Origin of the sequence: Empedobacter sp. UBA3475, from assembly GCF_002378465.1 — a bacterium.
Lineage (GTDB): Bacteria > Bacteroidota > Bacteroidia > Flavobacteriales > Weeksellaceae > Empedobacter > Empedobacter falsenii_B.
Genome location: NZ_DFRA01000052.1, coordinates 1 through 14,798, shown reverse-complemented (window position 1 = coordinate 14,798; position 14,798 = coordinate 1). Strand labels below are relative to the sequence as shown.

The window sequence follows — 14,798 nt, the reverse complement described above, 5'->3', positions numbered from 1 at the left end:
TTTATCCTTACCCGAGTCCTCAGTTTATTACAAACATAGTTGTTTTACCTTACCCGAGTCCTCGGTTTATTACAAACAAGTCTGTTTTTAATTGTTTGTACATTGATAATTAAAATCAAGGTTTTTTGCAGCTAAAAACCGTAGCTATTAAAGCTATCATCGCGATTAAATATCTCATAAAATGTTAATTTATTACAAGATATAAAAAAAGTCGCACAAGAGCGACTTTTACAATTTATCTAAATTCTATTTTTCTTAAGGCGTAGAAATAGAAGCTTGTTGAATTTTTCCATTGAAATATTTCCAACCATTCAATCCAAAATCTACCAAATATTCGGCCATTTCATCTGGTTGTAAAGGCGCAATATATCCCGGAAACGCTTCTTCTAACATTTCTGTTTGTACCGCTCCCAAAGCTACTGCATTTATTCTTGGTCCAAGTTCATTCAACTCCTCTGCTAACAATTCAGTCAAATTAACCGTTGCAGATTTTGAAGACGAATAAACAGACAAACCAGGAAATTTCACTGAACCTTGTACAGCTCCCATTGTCGAAATATTAACTACATGAGAAGATGTATCAAATTTTGGCATCAAAACTTGTATCAATCGGTATGGTGCTATAAAATTAATTTGCCAAGAAGTTAACAAATCCTCTTGTTGCATTTCTATGAATGGTTTGTTGATACAAACTCCCGCATTATTGTACAAAACATCTACTTTATTCCAAGATTCCACAGCTTTCAAAACTTCTGAAATCTCATCAAAATTAGCCAAATCAACACCGATAAACTGATATTGATTTTCTTTTGCAAAAGCTGTTAATTCCTTCAATTTATCTACATTTCGAGAGACTGTCAACACTCGATTTCCTAATTCCAAATGTTGTTTTGCCAATTCAAAACCAATTCCTCTACTCGCTCCCGTTACAATTATATTTTTCATAATGTTGTACAAAATTTACAATTTCTTCTATCGTTTCAAACTTTATTCCATCAAAGATGATGTTATTTTCTGTGATTTCAATATGATTTTCCGCATTATTTTCGACAGAAATTCCATTTCGAATTAAGGCATTTTTTACCCAAAAAGCCAATTCCGAATTTCCTTTTACACCAATCGTTTTAGAAAATGATTTTTGTGTTGAAAAGCGATTATTTTTTTCATCATACGTTAAATTTTGGTTGGATAATTTTTGAATAATTTGATGTTCAAAAGCCATTTGTTCTGGAATATTTTCAAACAAATTTCCGTTTTCAATCCACCAAATTTTATCCGCTTTTTCTAAAGCAAAATCAACTTCGTGCGTAATCATCAGAAATGATTTATCCGTTTTCAATTTTAACTCATTCAGTAAATTGAAAATTCGATATTGATTCGCTAAATCTAAATTTGATGTTGGTTCATCCAAAATAACCAATTTCGCATCTTGACACAACGCGCGCGCAATCATCACCAATTGCAATTGACCTTCGCTGATTTCATTCGCAAATTGATTTGCCAAATTCGAAATTCCAACCAATTCTAAAACCTCATCAATTAGGTTTTGTTCTTCCTCAGAAATCTTTTTCAAAACGTTGTGATAAGGCAAACGTCCCATCGCAACCAATTCCGAAACTTTAATTTTTGGAACAATCGACAAACGTGGTAAAACAACTGCAATTTGCTGCGCAATTTCTTGAGAAGATAATTTTTTGATCGAATTATTTTCTAAATAAATTTCTCCATTCAGTGTTTTCTGAAAACCTAAAATCGAATTAATCAACGTTGATTTTCCTGCACCATTTTTACCTAAAAAAGCAACTAATTCATTCGAATTTATACTCGCATTTATGGTTGAAACAATTTCTTTTGAACCATATCCAACCGAAAGATTTTCTAATTTCAAAATGGTATTTTTCATCGCACTTCGTTTTTATTATTCAACAAAATACTAATGACAATTGGAGCTCCAAACAACGCGGTAATGATATTAATCGGTAACGTTCCGAACGGAAAAACTTCGGTCAAAATCGAGAATAATAACATGAAAAATATACCTGAAACGAAAATCCATCGGTACAAAATTTTCATATCACCTGTTCGTAACAATGTTCTACAAATATGTGGAACTGCCAATCCAATAAAACTAATTGGACCTGCAAAAGCCGTTGCTGAAGCCGTTAATAAAGCTGTTGAAATTAAAATTGTAAAACGTAATTTTTTGATATTAATCCCTAAAGATTGTGCATATTTTTCACCTAATAATAAGGCTGTAATTCCTCGTAAAGTAAATAATGAAACAATAATTCCGCTCAAAACAAATAAACCAAAAACGCCTAATTGTTCCCACGATAAACCGCTCAACGAACCGAATCCCCAAACTAAATAGGCTTTAATTTTATCGGAAGGAGCAAAATATTGCATCATGCCAATTAATGCGCCCGCTAAACCTGCAATCATAAATCCTATAATCACCAAAGAGGCAGATGATTTGATACGAAATGATAACGAAATCACTAAAAACAAGGCGACAATTGCACCTAAAAATGAAGCAATAATTGTAATCCAAGGATTATTGAGAAATTCTCCTAAACCAATCATCGAAAAAAGAAAAATCACAATCGCAACGCCTAAACTTGCCATCGAAGTTATTCCCAAAACAGAAGGTTCTGCCAACGGATTTTTGAATAATTCTTGCATCAAAAAACCTGAAATCGGCAACGAAATACCAACCAATAAAGCTGTTAATGATTTTGGTAAACGAAAATTGAGCACAAGATTGTGCAACATTTCGTCTGATTGACCAGAAAATACATTAAAAATTTCGGTGAAAAAAATCGAGACTTTTCCAACGCTTAAACTCAAAACAAAAAGTAAAAGTGTCAGAATTATTAAAACAAAAAATAGTGGTTTTTCTTTCATCAAGACAAAGATAGAAATTCTAATAATTTCTTAAAGTTTAATTGTGAATTGGTTTTTATTGAAAATTAATGATTAGTTTCGTTCCATGAATTTTAGAAGTTTCGTTTTAATCATCTCTTCAATTTTTGTGCTACTTACACCATGTAGCATTAAAGCTTCTATTCATACGATTTTGGACGTAGAAAATGTTCATCAAACGAAAACTTCTCAAGTCAAAATTAATCAAAATCATTCAAATTCATGTTCGGTTGTCAAGTTTGAAACGATTAAAAAATCGACAAAAAATCTTGATACTCCGAATTTTGATTTACCAGATTCATCTATTCATTTCATTGGGTTAGCACGTTCTTCATTAATCGAAGAAGATATTGATCGAAATGAAATTCAATCACCAAAAATACCTTTTTATCTGTTGTATAAGCAATTGAAGTATTCGTTGATGTCTTAATTTTTCACAATTAATTTAGACAACAATATTCAATCACTTATATAAAAATTCATGCAAAATAAATCTGTTTTATCAATGGGTAATGCTGTATTGGCGTTACGTTTAGTCATTGGTTGGACGTACTTTTCTGCCTTTTGGAGGCGTTTAATTTTAGAAAATAAACTCGATCCAGAAGCTGCGGGTTATATTGGCGAAAAATTCAATCATTTTTTACCAAATGCCCTTTTCATCAAACCACTTATTCAATATTTAGTCGAAAATCCTGAAGCCTTACTTTGGAACATGTGGATTTTCACCATTGTAGAAGGCGTTGTAGGCTTACTCTTAATGCTTGGTTACAAAACACGAATCATGAGTATAGCCGTTTTCTTTTTGGCAATAGGAATTTTACTTGGTTCCGGCTGGATTGGTACAACTTGTCTGGATGAATGGCAAATTGGTGTTTTAGGATTAGCTGGAGGTTTTACGCTATTTCAGGCTGGTTCAGGAAAAATTTCGTTGGATTATTTTTTCAATAAAAATCAATTTATTCAACAAGAAAATAATTGGAATTCAATTTCAATCAAAAAGTATAGACCTTATTTTGTAGGTTTTAGTTTTTTTATTTTATTCGTTACTTTGTTTACAAATCAGGTTTTTCATGGTGGAGTTTACGGGACTTTACACAATAAATCTGTCAAACCAAAAGTGGAAATATCTAATTTGAAACAATATCAAAACAAGGTTTCATTTGATGTAATGCGAATAGAAGGCGCTGATGTTTATGGCTCTTTTTTAATCCAAATTGATTTTCATAATCATCAAAATGAAATAATTGAAAGTTTGGATATGCAAGAGTTATCTAATTTGGACAAACAACAAATTTCGAATTATTATGTATCAAAAGTTACACCGCACAAACACAGTTTGGTGTTACCTTTGGGAGCGAAAGCAAATCTGAATTTTGATATTTCAGACAAAATTCACAAAGTAGTTTTAACCGATATAAGCGGATTACAATGGGAACAAACAATAACAAATTTATAGCAATGTTAAAAAGAAATTATTCAACAATTATCATAGGTGCGCTGGCTTTGGTCTTACTTTTTGTGCCAGAAGCTAAAGCAATGATGCAACAAGGTTTAATGAAATTAGGCTTATTTGAACCGAAATTAGAAAAAATTGAACCAACAACTCAACCAAAATCTGAAGCAAATTATACGTTCGAAATGGTGTATGCTGACGGAAAAGCAATCAACATGGAGGATTTAAAAGGTAAAGTTGTTTTCATGAATTTTTGGGCAACTTGGTGTCCGCCTTGTATCGCGGAAATGCCATCAATTCAAAAACTTTATGATAAAGTAAAAGATGATAACGAAATCGTTATTTTGACGGTTGAAGTAGAAGGAAAACGTGATAAAGTAGCAAAATTTATGGAACGTAAAAATTTATCGTTGCCTGTAGTTTATCCAAATTCATCTATTCCTACTGAGTTTTTTAATGGTTCGTTACCAACAACAGTTATTTTAGACAAGAAAGGAAATATTGCACATACAACAATGGGAATGGCGGATTATTCTGGACAAGATATTGTTGATTTCTTAAATGAACTGAAAGCGATGGATTAATCATTCAACATCATCTAAAAACAAAAAGCTTCAAGAAAATTCTCGAAGCTTTTTATGTTTTATACTATTTATATTTCTAATAAACTAACCTCAATCCTACACCGAATCCCATATCGCTATCGTAATGAGTTCTGATGTGCATATTTCTGTTCAAGATATAGCTCAACTCGCCCATATATTCTTTATCTGTATTCCACATAAAACCAGCGCGAACTCGTTTTGAAATTGGAATATCCTCTCTCATCAGTTGCAAACGAACTTTTCCTGTGTGATAAATTTCAGTCTGGAAATCAATTAACATTGGTAATTTATACACAAAACCAGCACTGAATAAGCCCTTGTTTCGATTAGTTTTTTGACCAAAAATATTCTTCTCTACATTTCCGTGTTCGGCTAACATTTTGTGTTGATTCCAATCAAATCCTACAAAAACTTGAAACCATTGATTTCGATCGATAAAACGTCCCAAATGTGTTTCTACTTCATAACCATGTTCTGGTTTGTAACCAATTCCCCACTCCGAAGTAAAAGCCCAACGTGCATCTTGCACCATCAACATACCATCTAAACCATTTGTAGCGAAATCATTTTCTACCATAACATGCTTCATGTTACTTTCCATTTGCAACATTTTATAGGCATGTTTTTTATTTGGTAAATTAGGATTTTGATAATCTCCAACCTCAAAAACGCGATTCATTCCGCCCATCATGTGATACAAAATATGACAATGGAAAAACCAATCACCTTCTGTATTTGCCTCAAATTCGATGACATTTGTTTCCATCGGCATAATATCCAACACGTTTTTCAGCGGAGAATATTCACCATTTTTATTGATAACACGGAAATCGAAACCATGTAAATGCATCGGATGGCGCATCATCGAATTATTATATAAGGTAATACGCAGAATTTCACCTTTTTTCACTAGAATTTTATCCGATTCCGAAAACACTTTGTTATCCATACTCCACACATAACGATTCATATTTCCTGTTAATTCGAAACGCATTTCTTTTATTGGAGCATCTTTCGGAAGTGTTGTGTTTTCAGGCGCTTTCAGCATTCCATAATTTAAAGTGGTAATGTTTGAGGATGTATTTCCATGCGAAGAATGATCCATTTCAACCATTTCTGAATGATTTTCAACAGAATCTTTCTTTGATTTTTTAGATTTCTTTTTCGCTTCGCCAGAAATTTCAGGATACATCACAGTGTTCATGTCCATTTGCTGTAAGCTCATTTTCATTCCCATATCGTTCATTGTTCCGTTCATATTCATCATGTCGTTCATCATCTTCATTCCTTCAAAATACTTCAATTTCTGAAGTGGTTCCATCAATTGTTTCTTTCCTTCACCAATGAACAACGAAGCCGAACCCGTTCTATCCTCAGAAGTTGCCTGAAATTCATACGACAAACCACCTTCAGGAACCGTCACCACCACATCATAGGTTTCGGAAACGCCAATAATCAAACGATCAACCTCTAAAGGTTCTACGTCATTTCCATCATTTGCTACAACCGTAATTTTGCCACCTGCATAACGCAACCAAAAATAAGTGGATGCACCACCGTTCGAAATTCGTAAACGTACTTTATCACCAGCTTTGAATTGTTTCAGTTGACTTTCATTCTGCGCATTTATCAAGAATTTTTCGTAATAAACATCGCTTACATCCATTGCCAGCATACGTTTCCATTCGCTGGTAATTTTTGTTTTGAAATGACCTTCACGAATTGCTTCAGCATAACTTTGCGTAGAACCTTTTTTGATTCCCGCCCAATCGTTTGCATTGTGCAACATTCGCTGAATATTTTCAGGTTTCAAATCAGTCCATTCGCTCAACATCACAGGAATTGTAGGTAAATCATCAATTCCTTTTCGGAAAGTTGGATCGTTTTCGCGTTTCTTCAAAATCATCGAACCGTACATCCCGATTTGTTCTTGATACCCCGAATGACTGTGGTACCAATGCGTTCCGTTCTGAATAATCGGAAATGAATACGTGTACGTTTCACCAGGTTTGATTCCCATCTGCGTCAACATCGGAACTCCATCTTCCTTATTCGGCAACCACACGCCGTGCCAATGCAACGAAGTATCTTCATTCAATTTATTATGTACTCGAATTACCGCTGTATCGCCTTCCGTAAACTCTAAAGTAGGCATCGGAATTTGACCATTTACTGAGATTGCTCTTTTCTCTTTTCCAGAAAAATTAACAATAGTATCACGTACATATAAATCATATTCTACACGTTTTTGAGCCTGTAAAGCAATCGTCGAAGGAACTAAAAGTAAAAAAAGTAATTTCCTCATGTGAATGATTTATTATAACTGACTAAACTTCTTATAATTCTCCTCGTTTTCGAAATAATCAACATTTCCTTGCTGATCTTTCAAAACGATATACGCATTTGCTTTATCAATCTCTTTTCCTGTAAAAGGATCTTTTGCTTTACGCGCAGTTTCATCATTCGGAATTCTTTCTACACACATCTTACAACATCCATAATAGGTTTTTCCATCATAAGGAACTTCGAACTGATCTTTGCCCATATATGCATTGTTCACCATACAAACTTGCTTATTCGGAACCTTATCTCCAACATTGTAAGCCGTTGTTTGCGAAGGTTGCATCATATCTGACATCTGTTCTTCATGAACAGTAACTGTTGGTTCTTCTGTTTTATTTTGACAAGATATTAATGCAAAAACACTTAATATTGAAACACCTAAAACTATCTTTAAATTCTTCATTTTCATTCTATTTTTTAATTATTATTTCAATGTTTCAACTGTGCTTCCGCATGTCAACATCATATTTCCGTAGAAAGGATTTTTAATATCTGATTCTTTACTCAACCAATTCGAACCGCCGTTAAACATTGGACAATTTTGATAATAAACTGTATATCCAAGATTTGTTTTTTGAGCTAATTTGTACATTCGCGCTGATAATTTTGCAAAAGTTGTACGTTGTTTTTCAATATTTTTTTCTTGCGATAATTGCTTCGAAGTTGTTTCTAAATCATTCAAAACTTCCATCCAAACCATATGCAATTCATGCGAAAGTTTACCCATTTCTACAGTAGAAATTGATTTAGTAAATGCTGTAATTTGTTTCGAAATTTCACTTTCATTTGCTTTTACAAAAGCATCTTTCAACGAAAAGTAAGTATCAAAAACTTGTGACAATTGATTTTTTTGTTGAGAAGCTTCAGTTTGATTATGAGTAGAATGATCCATTTCTTGATGGTTCATCAACATTTTTTTATCCCGAGAATATTGACAATCTTTTTCCAATTTTGCATAAGCTTCATCAGGCGCCATATACTCTGAGTTATCAAAACCTGCTAGCGCAATATTTTTCAAGATTTCGTTCGAATTTGTTTTTGCTTTATTATATGAAATCGAAGCTGTTTGAGTCGTTGTGTCAAAATCTACTTTCGAAATTCGAGGTTGATTTCCTGCTTTTTCAATTAATTCTTTTGCATTTGCACAACTTCCTTTCACTTGAAATTGTTTGGTTTCTTGATTTTTAAATTGTGCATTTGCAGCAAAAGCAAGAAAACTTCCGATGATTAAAAAACTATACTTTTTCATGATTTTTAATTTAGATTTTATCAATTGGTCGACGCGTATGTTTGCTCAATTGTTTAAAAACAGAAGGCGTTAAACCAGTTACTTTTTTGAATTGTGCACTAAGATGTGCTACACTCGAATAATTCAATTGAAATGCTATTTCACTCAACGATAATTCATCATAAATCATTAATTCTTTGACTTTTTCTATCTTTTGTTGAATAAAATATTTCTCAATTGTTTGCCCTTCCATTTCCGAAAAAAGATTCGAAATATATTTATAATCTAACTTCGTTTGTTCGCTCAAATAATCAGATAAATTGACTTTCAGTTCGTTATTTTCTTGATGAACCAATTGAATAATCAATGTTTTGATTTGTTCAATCAACTTACTGCGTTTATCATCGATTAATTCAAAACCAACTTCTTCCAATTCATTTCGAACCAATTCTAATTGATCAGCATCAATCGGATTTTTCAATTCAACTTCTCCCAATTCGATATGATTTGTTTCGATGTTATTCATCTTCAAAATTCGTCCAACCACTACTTTACAGCGATGACAAACCATATTTTTTATAAATAATTTACTTGTATTTTCCATAATATATTCTTCGAAATTGAGCGATTTAATCCACTTAAATTTACAAAATCTTATGTTACAAATTTCGTACAACTTCATTTCAAAAGATTATACAATTTGGAAGATGATATATATAATTTTCAGATTAATCATTTTTCATTAACCTATTCTTGATAAATGAATTACCAAAATCATCTGTTTTTTGAATATATTTGATAATAATAAAATCACTTAAAATGAAAGCTACCAAAACTCTAACATTTATTCTTACAATAATTTTATGTTCTATTTTTTCATGTTCAAAAAAAGAAGAAATTACAAATACGAATAAACAAGTCAAAAATGAAACAGATCATAATTCTGATTCATTTAATATAGAAAACATTCCAGTTTCTAATGTAAACTTCAGTGAATTTGGAGAATTTCCACATATTGGAATTCCTGAAAATGTGAAATTTACTAACTCTCCATTAGAAAATGAAACTGGTGAAATCTATTTCCCTATTGGTAAGAAAAATGATTTTGTCAAATTAACTGGTAAAACTTTTAAAGCATTTTTAAGCAAAAAAGATAATGATACAAAAGATTGGTCTGTTGAAGAAATTACTCAAAACTTTGATGATAATATAAAAAAACTTGGTGGTGTTTTAATTTTTAATGGAAAGTTGACAAATGAACAAACTGACTATCTTAACAATAATGATAAAACTTTAGGCGAAGAAGGTTCTATTGATTATTGGAACGAACCTGTAAGAGTTTATGCCATTAGAAGTGCGAAAGGAGATAATATTTACGTTCAATTATCTCTTAATTCGGCTAGTGGTGCCATTCAAATATTACAAGAAAAATCAAAAAATAAATAAATGCCTCAAAAAGAACTAACTCCGTCAGAACAAAATAACTGCATTCAAATTTTGAAAGAGCGTTTTGAGAAAAATATGCACAGACATCAAGATTTGGATTGGCTAAAAATTGAAGAGAAAATCATTAATCAACCTGAAAAAATTTGGTCTTTGCATCAAATGGAAATCACTGGTGGTGAACCTGATGTTATTTTTTATGAGGATAAAACAGACGAGTATTATATTGTAGATTGTTCGGCAGAAAGTCCGAAAGAGCGTAGAAGTTTGGCGTATGATTACGAAGGACAGACGTCTCGCAAAGAACATCAACCAAAAAATAATGCGATAGATGTTGCAAAAAGCATGAAAATTGAATTATTGACCGAAGAAGAATATCGTTTCTTGCAAGCTGTAGAAATTGTCGATCAAAAAACCTCAAGTTGGTTAAAAACACCTGAAAAAATTAGAGAATTAGGCGGTGCTATATTTGGCGATTATCGTTACGGAACTGTTTTTATTTATCACAACGGCGCACAATCTTATTATGCAGCTCGTTGTTTTAGAGGAATTTTAAAAGTTTAGGTACTTTAATAATTATTGTTTACGCTCCACTTATCACCTTTCAAGAGAGGAAATATTCATTTATTTAAAACAAATCATCGCCATGTTGAACTCGTTTCAACATCACATTCTTTTTTTTGTTAGCAACAAACCTTCAAATAAAATCATTATCAATTAATCAGTTATCTATAATCACAATATTTATTTTAAATTATTCTAAATAAATATTGCCTAACTAAATCTTTTTCCTAATATTTGTATTTTAATTTAGACTTAATACAAATAATAATGAAAAAACTATTTATTTCTACTGCAATCTTAGCGCTATTAGCAAGCTGCACGAATAAAGAAGCAAAAAATGAATCGACTGAAGAAGTAAAAACAGAGAATACTATTTCGAAAGAAAAAATTGTTTCTTTAAATGGAGCGATTACTGAAATTTTAGCTGATTTAGGAGAAGAAAATAACCTTGTTGGTGTTGATGTAACAAGTACTTACCCTACTTCTGTAAAGGAAAAAGCGACAGATTTGGGACATACTCGTTCTTTGTCAATCGAGGCTTTATTGGCTTTGAAACCAACAAAAGTATATGCAACGGATAAAGACTTGAATCCAGAACAAATTGCACAACTAAAAAATGCTGGAATTCAGACTGAAATTGTAAAACAAGATTATTCAGTTGAAGGAACGAAAGAGTTAGTAAAAACGGTTGCAACTTCTCTAAATAAACAAGATTTTGATGCTATTACTACTAAAATTGATACAGATTTAAAAGCTGTAAAACCTTTGGCTACAAAACCAAAAGTATTGTTCATTTACGCTCGTGGAGCAGGAAATTTGATGGTTGCTGGAACAAACACACCAATGGAAAAAATTATTGGAATTGCTGGTGGACAAAATGCCATTACAGAATTTGAAGATTTCAAACCATTAACACCAGAAGCAGTTGTAAAATCAAATCCTGATTATATTTTGATGTTTGACAAAGGCTTAGAAAGTATTGGTGGCGTTGACGGCGTATTAAAATTAGAAGGTGTAGCTTCTACAAATGCAGGAAAAAACAAAAAAATCATCGCGATGGATGGTCAATTGGTTTCTGGATTTGGACCACGTGTCGGGCAAGCAGCAGCGCAATTAAATCAATTACTTCAAAAATAAAAAAGTCTAAAACAATATGTATCCGCAAATCAGAATACATCTTTCTTTGTTAAGTTTAAGCATCTTTGGTCTTGCAATTCTTGCATTATTCTTGGGTGTTTATCAATTTAACGAATCCATCCTATCCATCATCAATAAAGCGATTACCAATAGAACTGCTATCAACGACAGCGATTATTATGTGCTTTTCGATTTACGATTACCACGTATTATTATGTCTATTTTGGTAGGTGCTGGTTTGGCAGTTGCAGGAACTTGTCTACAAGGTATTTTCAAAAATCCATTGGCATCTCCAGACTTGATTGGGATTACATCAGGAAGTATTTTATTTGCTGCAATTACGATTGTTTTGGGAGGATATATCAAAGATTTTGTTCCAGAAATTATCCATTACTCATTGCTTAGTTTGATGGCATTTGTCGGCGCTATGTGTTCCACAGTTTTTGTGTATAAAATTTCTTCGCATCATCAAAAAACAAATATCACCATTTTGTTATTGGCTGGTGTTGCAATTTCTGCGCTTTGCGGTTCTGCAACAGGACTTTTAACATATCTATCTACAGAAGAAGAATTACGCAATCTAACATTTTGGACATTAGGTAGCATTGCAAGTGCTAACTGGGACAAAATCTTAATTTTAGGAATTGTTATTAGCATCAGTTTTTACTTTTTAATTGGAAAAGGAAAAATATTAAACGCGATGATGTTGGGCGAAAAAGATGCTGAACATTTGGGAATTAATGTCGAGAAAACAAAAAAACAAATCATCGTTTTTTCAGCTTTATTGGTTGGTACAATTGTTTCTTTTACAGGAACAATCGGATTTGTAGGGTTAATCGTTCCCTATATTTTACGATTAGTCTTCAAATCAAATTATGTGATAATTCTTCCATTATCTGCATTCTTAGGCGCGATATTAGTCATTGTTGCAGATACAATTAGTCGAACATTAGTTGCTCCATCCGAAATTCCAATCGGAATTTTAACTTCATTAATGGGAGCGCCAGTTTTTATTTCAATTTTAATGAATTATAAAAAATCATTGTAATGTTAGCGGTAGAAAATATTAATTATCAACACAAATCATTCAAGATCTTAGATACGATTTCGTTTGATGCAAAAGTAGGAAAAATGATTGCAATCGTTGGACCAAACGGTGCTGGAAAATCGTCTTTATTGAGCTATATCGCGAATGAAATTGAACCAAATGCTAACCTAATTCGACTAAAAGACATTGCCTTAAAAAATTGGAAAAAAGAAGATTTACCGCAACATAAAGCTAAATTTTCGCAACATCAACCAACTGATATTCCACTAACAGTGAAGGAAGTTGCGCTGATGGGACGTTATCCATATTTCCAAAATTCACCTCAACAACAAGACATCGATGCTGTTGATTATTGGATGACCAAAACCGATATCAATCATTTAAAAGACAGGGATTACATTCATCTTTCTGGTGGCGAAAAACAGCGTGTACATTTGGCGCGCGTTTTTGTGCAATTGGAGAATGAAGTCAATCAAAAACTACTATTATTAGACGAACCTTTGAATAATTTGGACGTTTCTCATCAATTTAATTTGTTAGAAATTCTGAATGATTTTAAACAAAAAGGAAACTTAGTAATTTTGGTGATGCACGACCTTAATTTGGCTTCTCAGTTTGCTGATGAAGTGATCTTGATGAACAAAGGAAAAATTGTTTATCAAGATAGTCCAGAAAAGGTTTTCCGACCAGAAATCATTTCCAAAATTTATAGATTTCCTTGTACCATTTGTAAAAATCCAATCGACCAAAAACCACTTATTTTATTCGGTAAAAAAACAATTACAATGAACACACTTACAGATTTAAAACAACAATGGAAAGATTTGAAAGCAAATCAACCTAAAATTAGAATACGTAACGCAGCGAAAGAACTTGGCGTTAGCGAAATGGAACTTTTAGCAACACAATTAGGCGATAATGTTACAAAATTAAAACCTGAATTTGCTGCGATTTTACAAGAAATAGAATCACTTGGAAAAGTGATGGCTTTGACGCGCAACAACGAATGTGTACACGAACGCAAAGGTATTTACCTAAATCCTGATTTTTCTTCACCTCACGCACAACTTTTTGTTGGGGAAGATATTGATATGCGAATTTTCTTGAATCATTGGAAAACCGCTTTTGCAGTTGTAGAAAAATCTGAACATGGAGAACGCAAAAGTTTACAATTTTTCGGAAAAGATGGTGAAGCAATTCACAAAATATATTTGGTTCCGCAAAGCAATGTAGAAGCATTTGATGCATTGGTTGAGAAATACAAAGACGAAGAACAACAAGCAATTCCTGCAACAGAAATCATCGAAAATAATGTTACAGAAAAATCTGATAACGAGATTGATGTTGAAGGTTTTCAACAAGCTTGGGTTGAGTTGAAAGACACGCACAATTTCTTTACAATGTTACGCAAATTCGGAGTTACACGTACACAAGCGTTGCGTTTGGCTCCGACAGATTATCATGCAAAACAAATTTCAAATGAAGCAATTGTTCAATTCTTAGAAAAATCTGCCGAATTGCAAACACCAATCATGGTTTTCACAGGAAACAAAGGAAATATTCAGATTCATACAGGTGAAATTAAACGTACGATGTGGCACGAAAACTGGTTCAATATTTTGGATCCAGATTTTAATATGCACTTGGATATGTCAAAAATTGCCTCGACTTGGATTGTTAGAAAACCTACTGAAGACGGTATCGTAACAGCGATTGAGGTATTTAACGATAAAGGAGAAATTATTGTTCAATTCTTTGGGAAAAGAAAACCAGGTATTCCTGAATTGGAGCAATGGCGCGAAATTGTTGCTGAATTGAATTAAGAAGAATCTAACCAAATCTTATATTTCACACTAAATTTTACCCGATTAATAGAAGATGTTAATCGGGTTTTTGATTATTTTCCTTTTTCTATATAGGTATGCTTTGTATAAACAGTAGCTTATCTATCATAAGATATTCACAAAGCAAAAAGTAAAGGTTGATTTTATAATTATCAATGTACAAACAATTAAAAACAGACTTGTTTGTAATAAACCGAGGACTCGGGTAAGG

At 32.5% G+C, this 14,798-nt stretch carries 15 protein-coding genes and 1 pseudogene; 9 read left to right on the top strand and 7 right to left on the bottom strand.

Annotated elements, in window-relative coordinates:
- Nucleotides 1-255 precede the first annotated feature (255 nt).
- The 3 genes from B3I31_RS11810 to B3I31_RS11800 are packed head-to-tail and all read right to left on the bottom strand — an operon-like array spanning nt 256 to nt 2,904.
- Nucleotides 256-945 (bottom strand): SDR family NAD(P)-dependent oxidoreductase, encoded by a 690-nt coding sequence (locus B3I31_RS11810; RefSeq protein ID WP_291060281.1) that lies wholly within the window; start codon nt 943-945, stop codon nt 256-258.
- On the bottom strand, nt 914-1,903 hold the full coding sequence (locus B3I31_RS11805; protein WP_291088064.1) for an ABC transporter ATP-binding protein: 990 nt from the start codon (nt 1,901-1,903) through the stop codon (nt 914-916). The genes B3I31_RS11810 and B3I31_RS11805 overlap by 32 nt, the downstream gene beginning before the upstream one ends.
- Nucleotides 1,900-2,904 carry a FecCD family ABC transporter permease gene (locus tag B3I31_RS11800; protein ID WP_180906145.1) on the bottom strand — a complete coding sequence of 335 codons (1,005 nt, stop codon included), beginning with the start codon at nt 2,902-2,904 and terminating at the stop codon, nt 1,900-1,902. Before B3I31_RS11800 ends, B3I31_RS11805 begins: the two co-directional genes overlap by 4 nt.
- Before the next feature lie 85 nt (nt 2,905-2,989).
- Between B3I31_RS11800 and B3I31_RS11795 the strand changes: the two genes are divergently transcribed.
- Genes B3I31_RS11795 through B3I31_RS11785 form a run of 3 tightly spaced genes read left to right on the top strand, consistent with a single transcriptional unit; the run spans nt 2,990 to nt 4,959 of the window.
- On the top strand, nt 2,990-3,352 hold the full coding sequence (locus B3I31_RS11795; protein ID WP_221855265.1) for a hypothetical protein: 363 nt from the start codon (nt 2,990-2,992) through the stop codon (nt 3,350-3,352).
- A gap of 51 nt (nt 3,353-3,403) precedes the next feature.
- Nucleotides 3,404-4,378, top strand: coding sequence for a TQO small subunit DoxD (locus B3I31_RS11790; RefSeq protein WP_291047443.1), 975 nt, complete (start codon nt 3,404-3,406; stop codon nt 4,376-4,378).
- 2 nt (nt 4,379-4,380) lie between these two features.
- Nucleotides 4,381-4,959, top strand: a complete 579-nt coding sequence (locus tag B3I31_RS11785; protein WP_291051097.1) for a TlpA family protein disulfide reductase — start codon at nt 4,381-4,383, stop codon at nt 4,957-4,959.
- Between the two features lie 76 nt (nt 4,960-5,035).
- On the opposite strand, the gene B3I31_RS11780 is transcribed toward B3I31_RS11785, so the two are convergent.
- The 4 genes from B3I31_RS11780 to B3I31_RS11765 are packed head-to-tail and all read right to left on the bottom strand — an operon-like array spanning nt 5,036 to nt 9,155.
- Complete coding sequence (locus tag B3I31_RS11780; RefSeq protein ID WP_291060274.1) at nt 5,036-7,285, bottom strand: multicopper oxidase domain-containing protein; 2,250 nt, start codon at nt 7,283-7,285, stop codon at nt 5,036-5,038.
- 12 nt (nt 7,286-7,297) lie between these two features.
- A complete protein-coding gene (locus tag B3I31_RS11775; protein WP_371875732.1) occupies nt 7,298-7,726 on the bottom strand; it encodes a hypothetical protein in 429 nt (142 codons plus the stop codon).
- Between the two features lie 21 nt (nt 7,727-7,747).
- Nucleotides 7,748-8,572 carry a DUF3347 domain-containing protein gene (locus B3I31_RS11770; RefSeq protein WP_286496079.1) on the bottom strand — a complete coding sequence of 275 codons (825 nt, stop codon included), beginning with the start codon at nt 8,570-8,572 and terminating at the stop codon, nt 7,748-7,750.
- A 10-nt stretch (nt 8,573-8,582) separates the two neighbouring features.
- Complete coding sequence (locus tag B3I31_RS11765; RefSeq protein ID WP_180906139.1) at nt 8,583-9,155, bottom strand: helix-turn-helix domain-containing protein; 573 nt, start codon at nt 9,153-9,155, stop codon at nt 8,583-8,585.
- A gap of 215 nt (nt 9,156-9,370) precedes the next feature.
- On the opposite strand from B3I31_RS11765, the gene B3I31_RS11760 reads away from it, so the two are divergent.
- The 6 genes and pseudogenes from B3I31_RS11760 (at nt 9,371) to B3I31_RS11735 (ending at nt 14,566) form a co-directional block, all read left to right on the top strand.
- On the top strand, nt 9,371-9,997 hold the full coding sequence (locus B3I31_RS11760; RefSeq protein WP_291060272.1) for a hypothetical protein: 627 nt from the start codon (nt 9,371-9,373) through the stop codon (nt 9,995-9,997).
- Nucleotides 9,998-10,558 carry a DUF4256 domain-containing protein gene (locus B3I31_RS11755; protein WP_219034430.1) on the top strand — a complete coding sequence of 187 codons (561 nt, stop codon included), beginning with the start codon at nt 9,998-10,000 and terminating at the stop codon, nt 10,556-10,558.
- 267 nt (nt 10,559-10,825) lie between these two features.
- Nucleotides 10,826-11,695 carry a heme/hemin ABC transporter substrate-binding protein gene (locus B3I31_RS11750; RefSeq protein WP_219034429.1) on the top strand — a complete coding sequence of 290 codons (870 nt, stop codon included), beginning with the start codon at nt 10,826-10,828 and terminating at the stop codon, nt 11,693-11,695.
- 16 nt (nt 11,696-11,711) lie between these two features.
- Nucleotides 11,712-12,743, top strand: a complete 1,032-nt coding sequence (locus B3I31_RS11745) for a FecCD family ABC transporter permease (RefSeq protein WP_286496080.1) — start codon at nt 11,712-11,714, stop codon at nt 12,741-12,743.
- Nucleotides 12,743-13,447 (top strand): annotated as a pseudogene (locus B3I31_RS11740) (ATP-binding cassette domain-containing protein); the annotation flags it as partial. The gene B3I31_RS11745 and the pseudogene B3I31_RS11740, both read left to right, overlap by 1 nt.
- Nucleotides 13,448-13,528: 81 nt before the next feature.
- A complete protein-coding gene (locus tag B3I31_RS11735; protein ID WP_286496085.1) occupies nt 13,529-14,566 on the top strand; it encodes a hemin-degrading factor in 1,038 nt (345 codons plus the stop codon).
- The last annotated feature ends 232 nt before the right edge of the window (nt 14,567-14,798 follow it).

Coding starts and splice junctions, on each gene's coding strand:
- B3I31_RS11800 (WP_180906145.1), bottom strand. CDS start 2,904: ATGAAAGAAAAACCACTATTTTTTGTTTTAATAATTCTGACACTTTTA.
- B3I31_RS11785 (WP_291051097.1), top strand. CDS start 4,381: ATGTTAAAAAGAAATTATTCAACAATTATCATAGGTGCGCTGGCTTTG.
- B3I31_RS11760 (WP_291060272.1), top strand. CDS start 9,371: ATGAAAGCTACCAAAACTCTAACATTTATTCTTACAATAATTTTATGT.
- B3I31_RS11765 (WP_180906139.1), bottom strand. CDS start 9,155: ATGGAAAATACAAGTAAATTATTTATAAAAAATATGGTTTGTCATCGC.
- B3I31_RS11770 (WP_286496079.1), bottom strand. CDS start 8,572: ATGAAAAAGTATAGTTTTTTAATCATCGGAAGTTTTCTTGCTTTTGCT.
- B3I31_RS11790 (WP_291047443.1), top strand. CDS start 3,404: ATGCAAAATAAATCTGTTTTATCAATGGGTAATGCTGTATTGGCGTTA.
- B3I31_RS11810 (WP_291060281.1), bottom strand. CDS start 945: ATGAAAAATATAATTGTAACGGGAGCGAGTAGAGGAATTGGTTTTGAA.
- B3I31_RS11745 (WP_286496080.1), top strand. CDS start 11,712: ATGTATCCGCAAATCAGAATACATCTTTCTTTGTTAAGTTTAAGCATC.
- B3I31_RS11750 (WP_219034429.1), top strand. CDS start 10,826: ATGAAAAAACTATTTATTTCTACTGCAATCTTAGCGCTATTAGCAAGC.
- B3I31_RS11795 (WP_221855265.1), top strand. CDS start 2,990: ATGAATTTTAGAAGTTTCGTTTTAATCATCTCTTCAATTTTTGTGCTA.
- B3I31_RS11805 (WP_291088064.1), bottom strand. CDS start 1,903: ATGAAAAATACCATTTTGAAATTAGAAAATCTTTCGGTTGGATATGGT.
- B3I31_RS11780 (WP_291060274.1), bottom strand. CDS start 7,285: ATGAGGAAATTACTTTTTTTACTTTTAGTTCCTTCGACGATTGCTTTA.
- B3I31_RS11735 (WP_286496085.1), top strand. CDS start 13,529: ATGAACACACTTACAGATTTAAAACAACAATGGAAAGATTTGAAAGCA.
- B3I31_RS11755 (WP_219034430.1), top strand. CDS start 9,998: ATGCCTCAAAAAGAACTAACTCCGTCAGAACAAAATAACTGCATTCAA.
- B3I31_RS11775 (WP_371875732.1), bottom strand. CDS start 7,726: ATGAAGAATTTAAAGATAGTTTTAGGTGTTTCAATATTAAGTGTTTTT.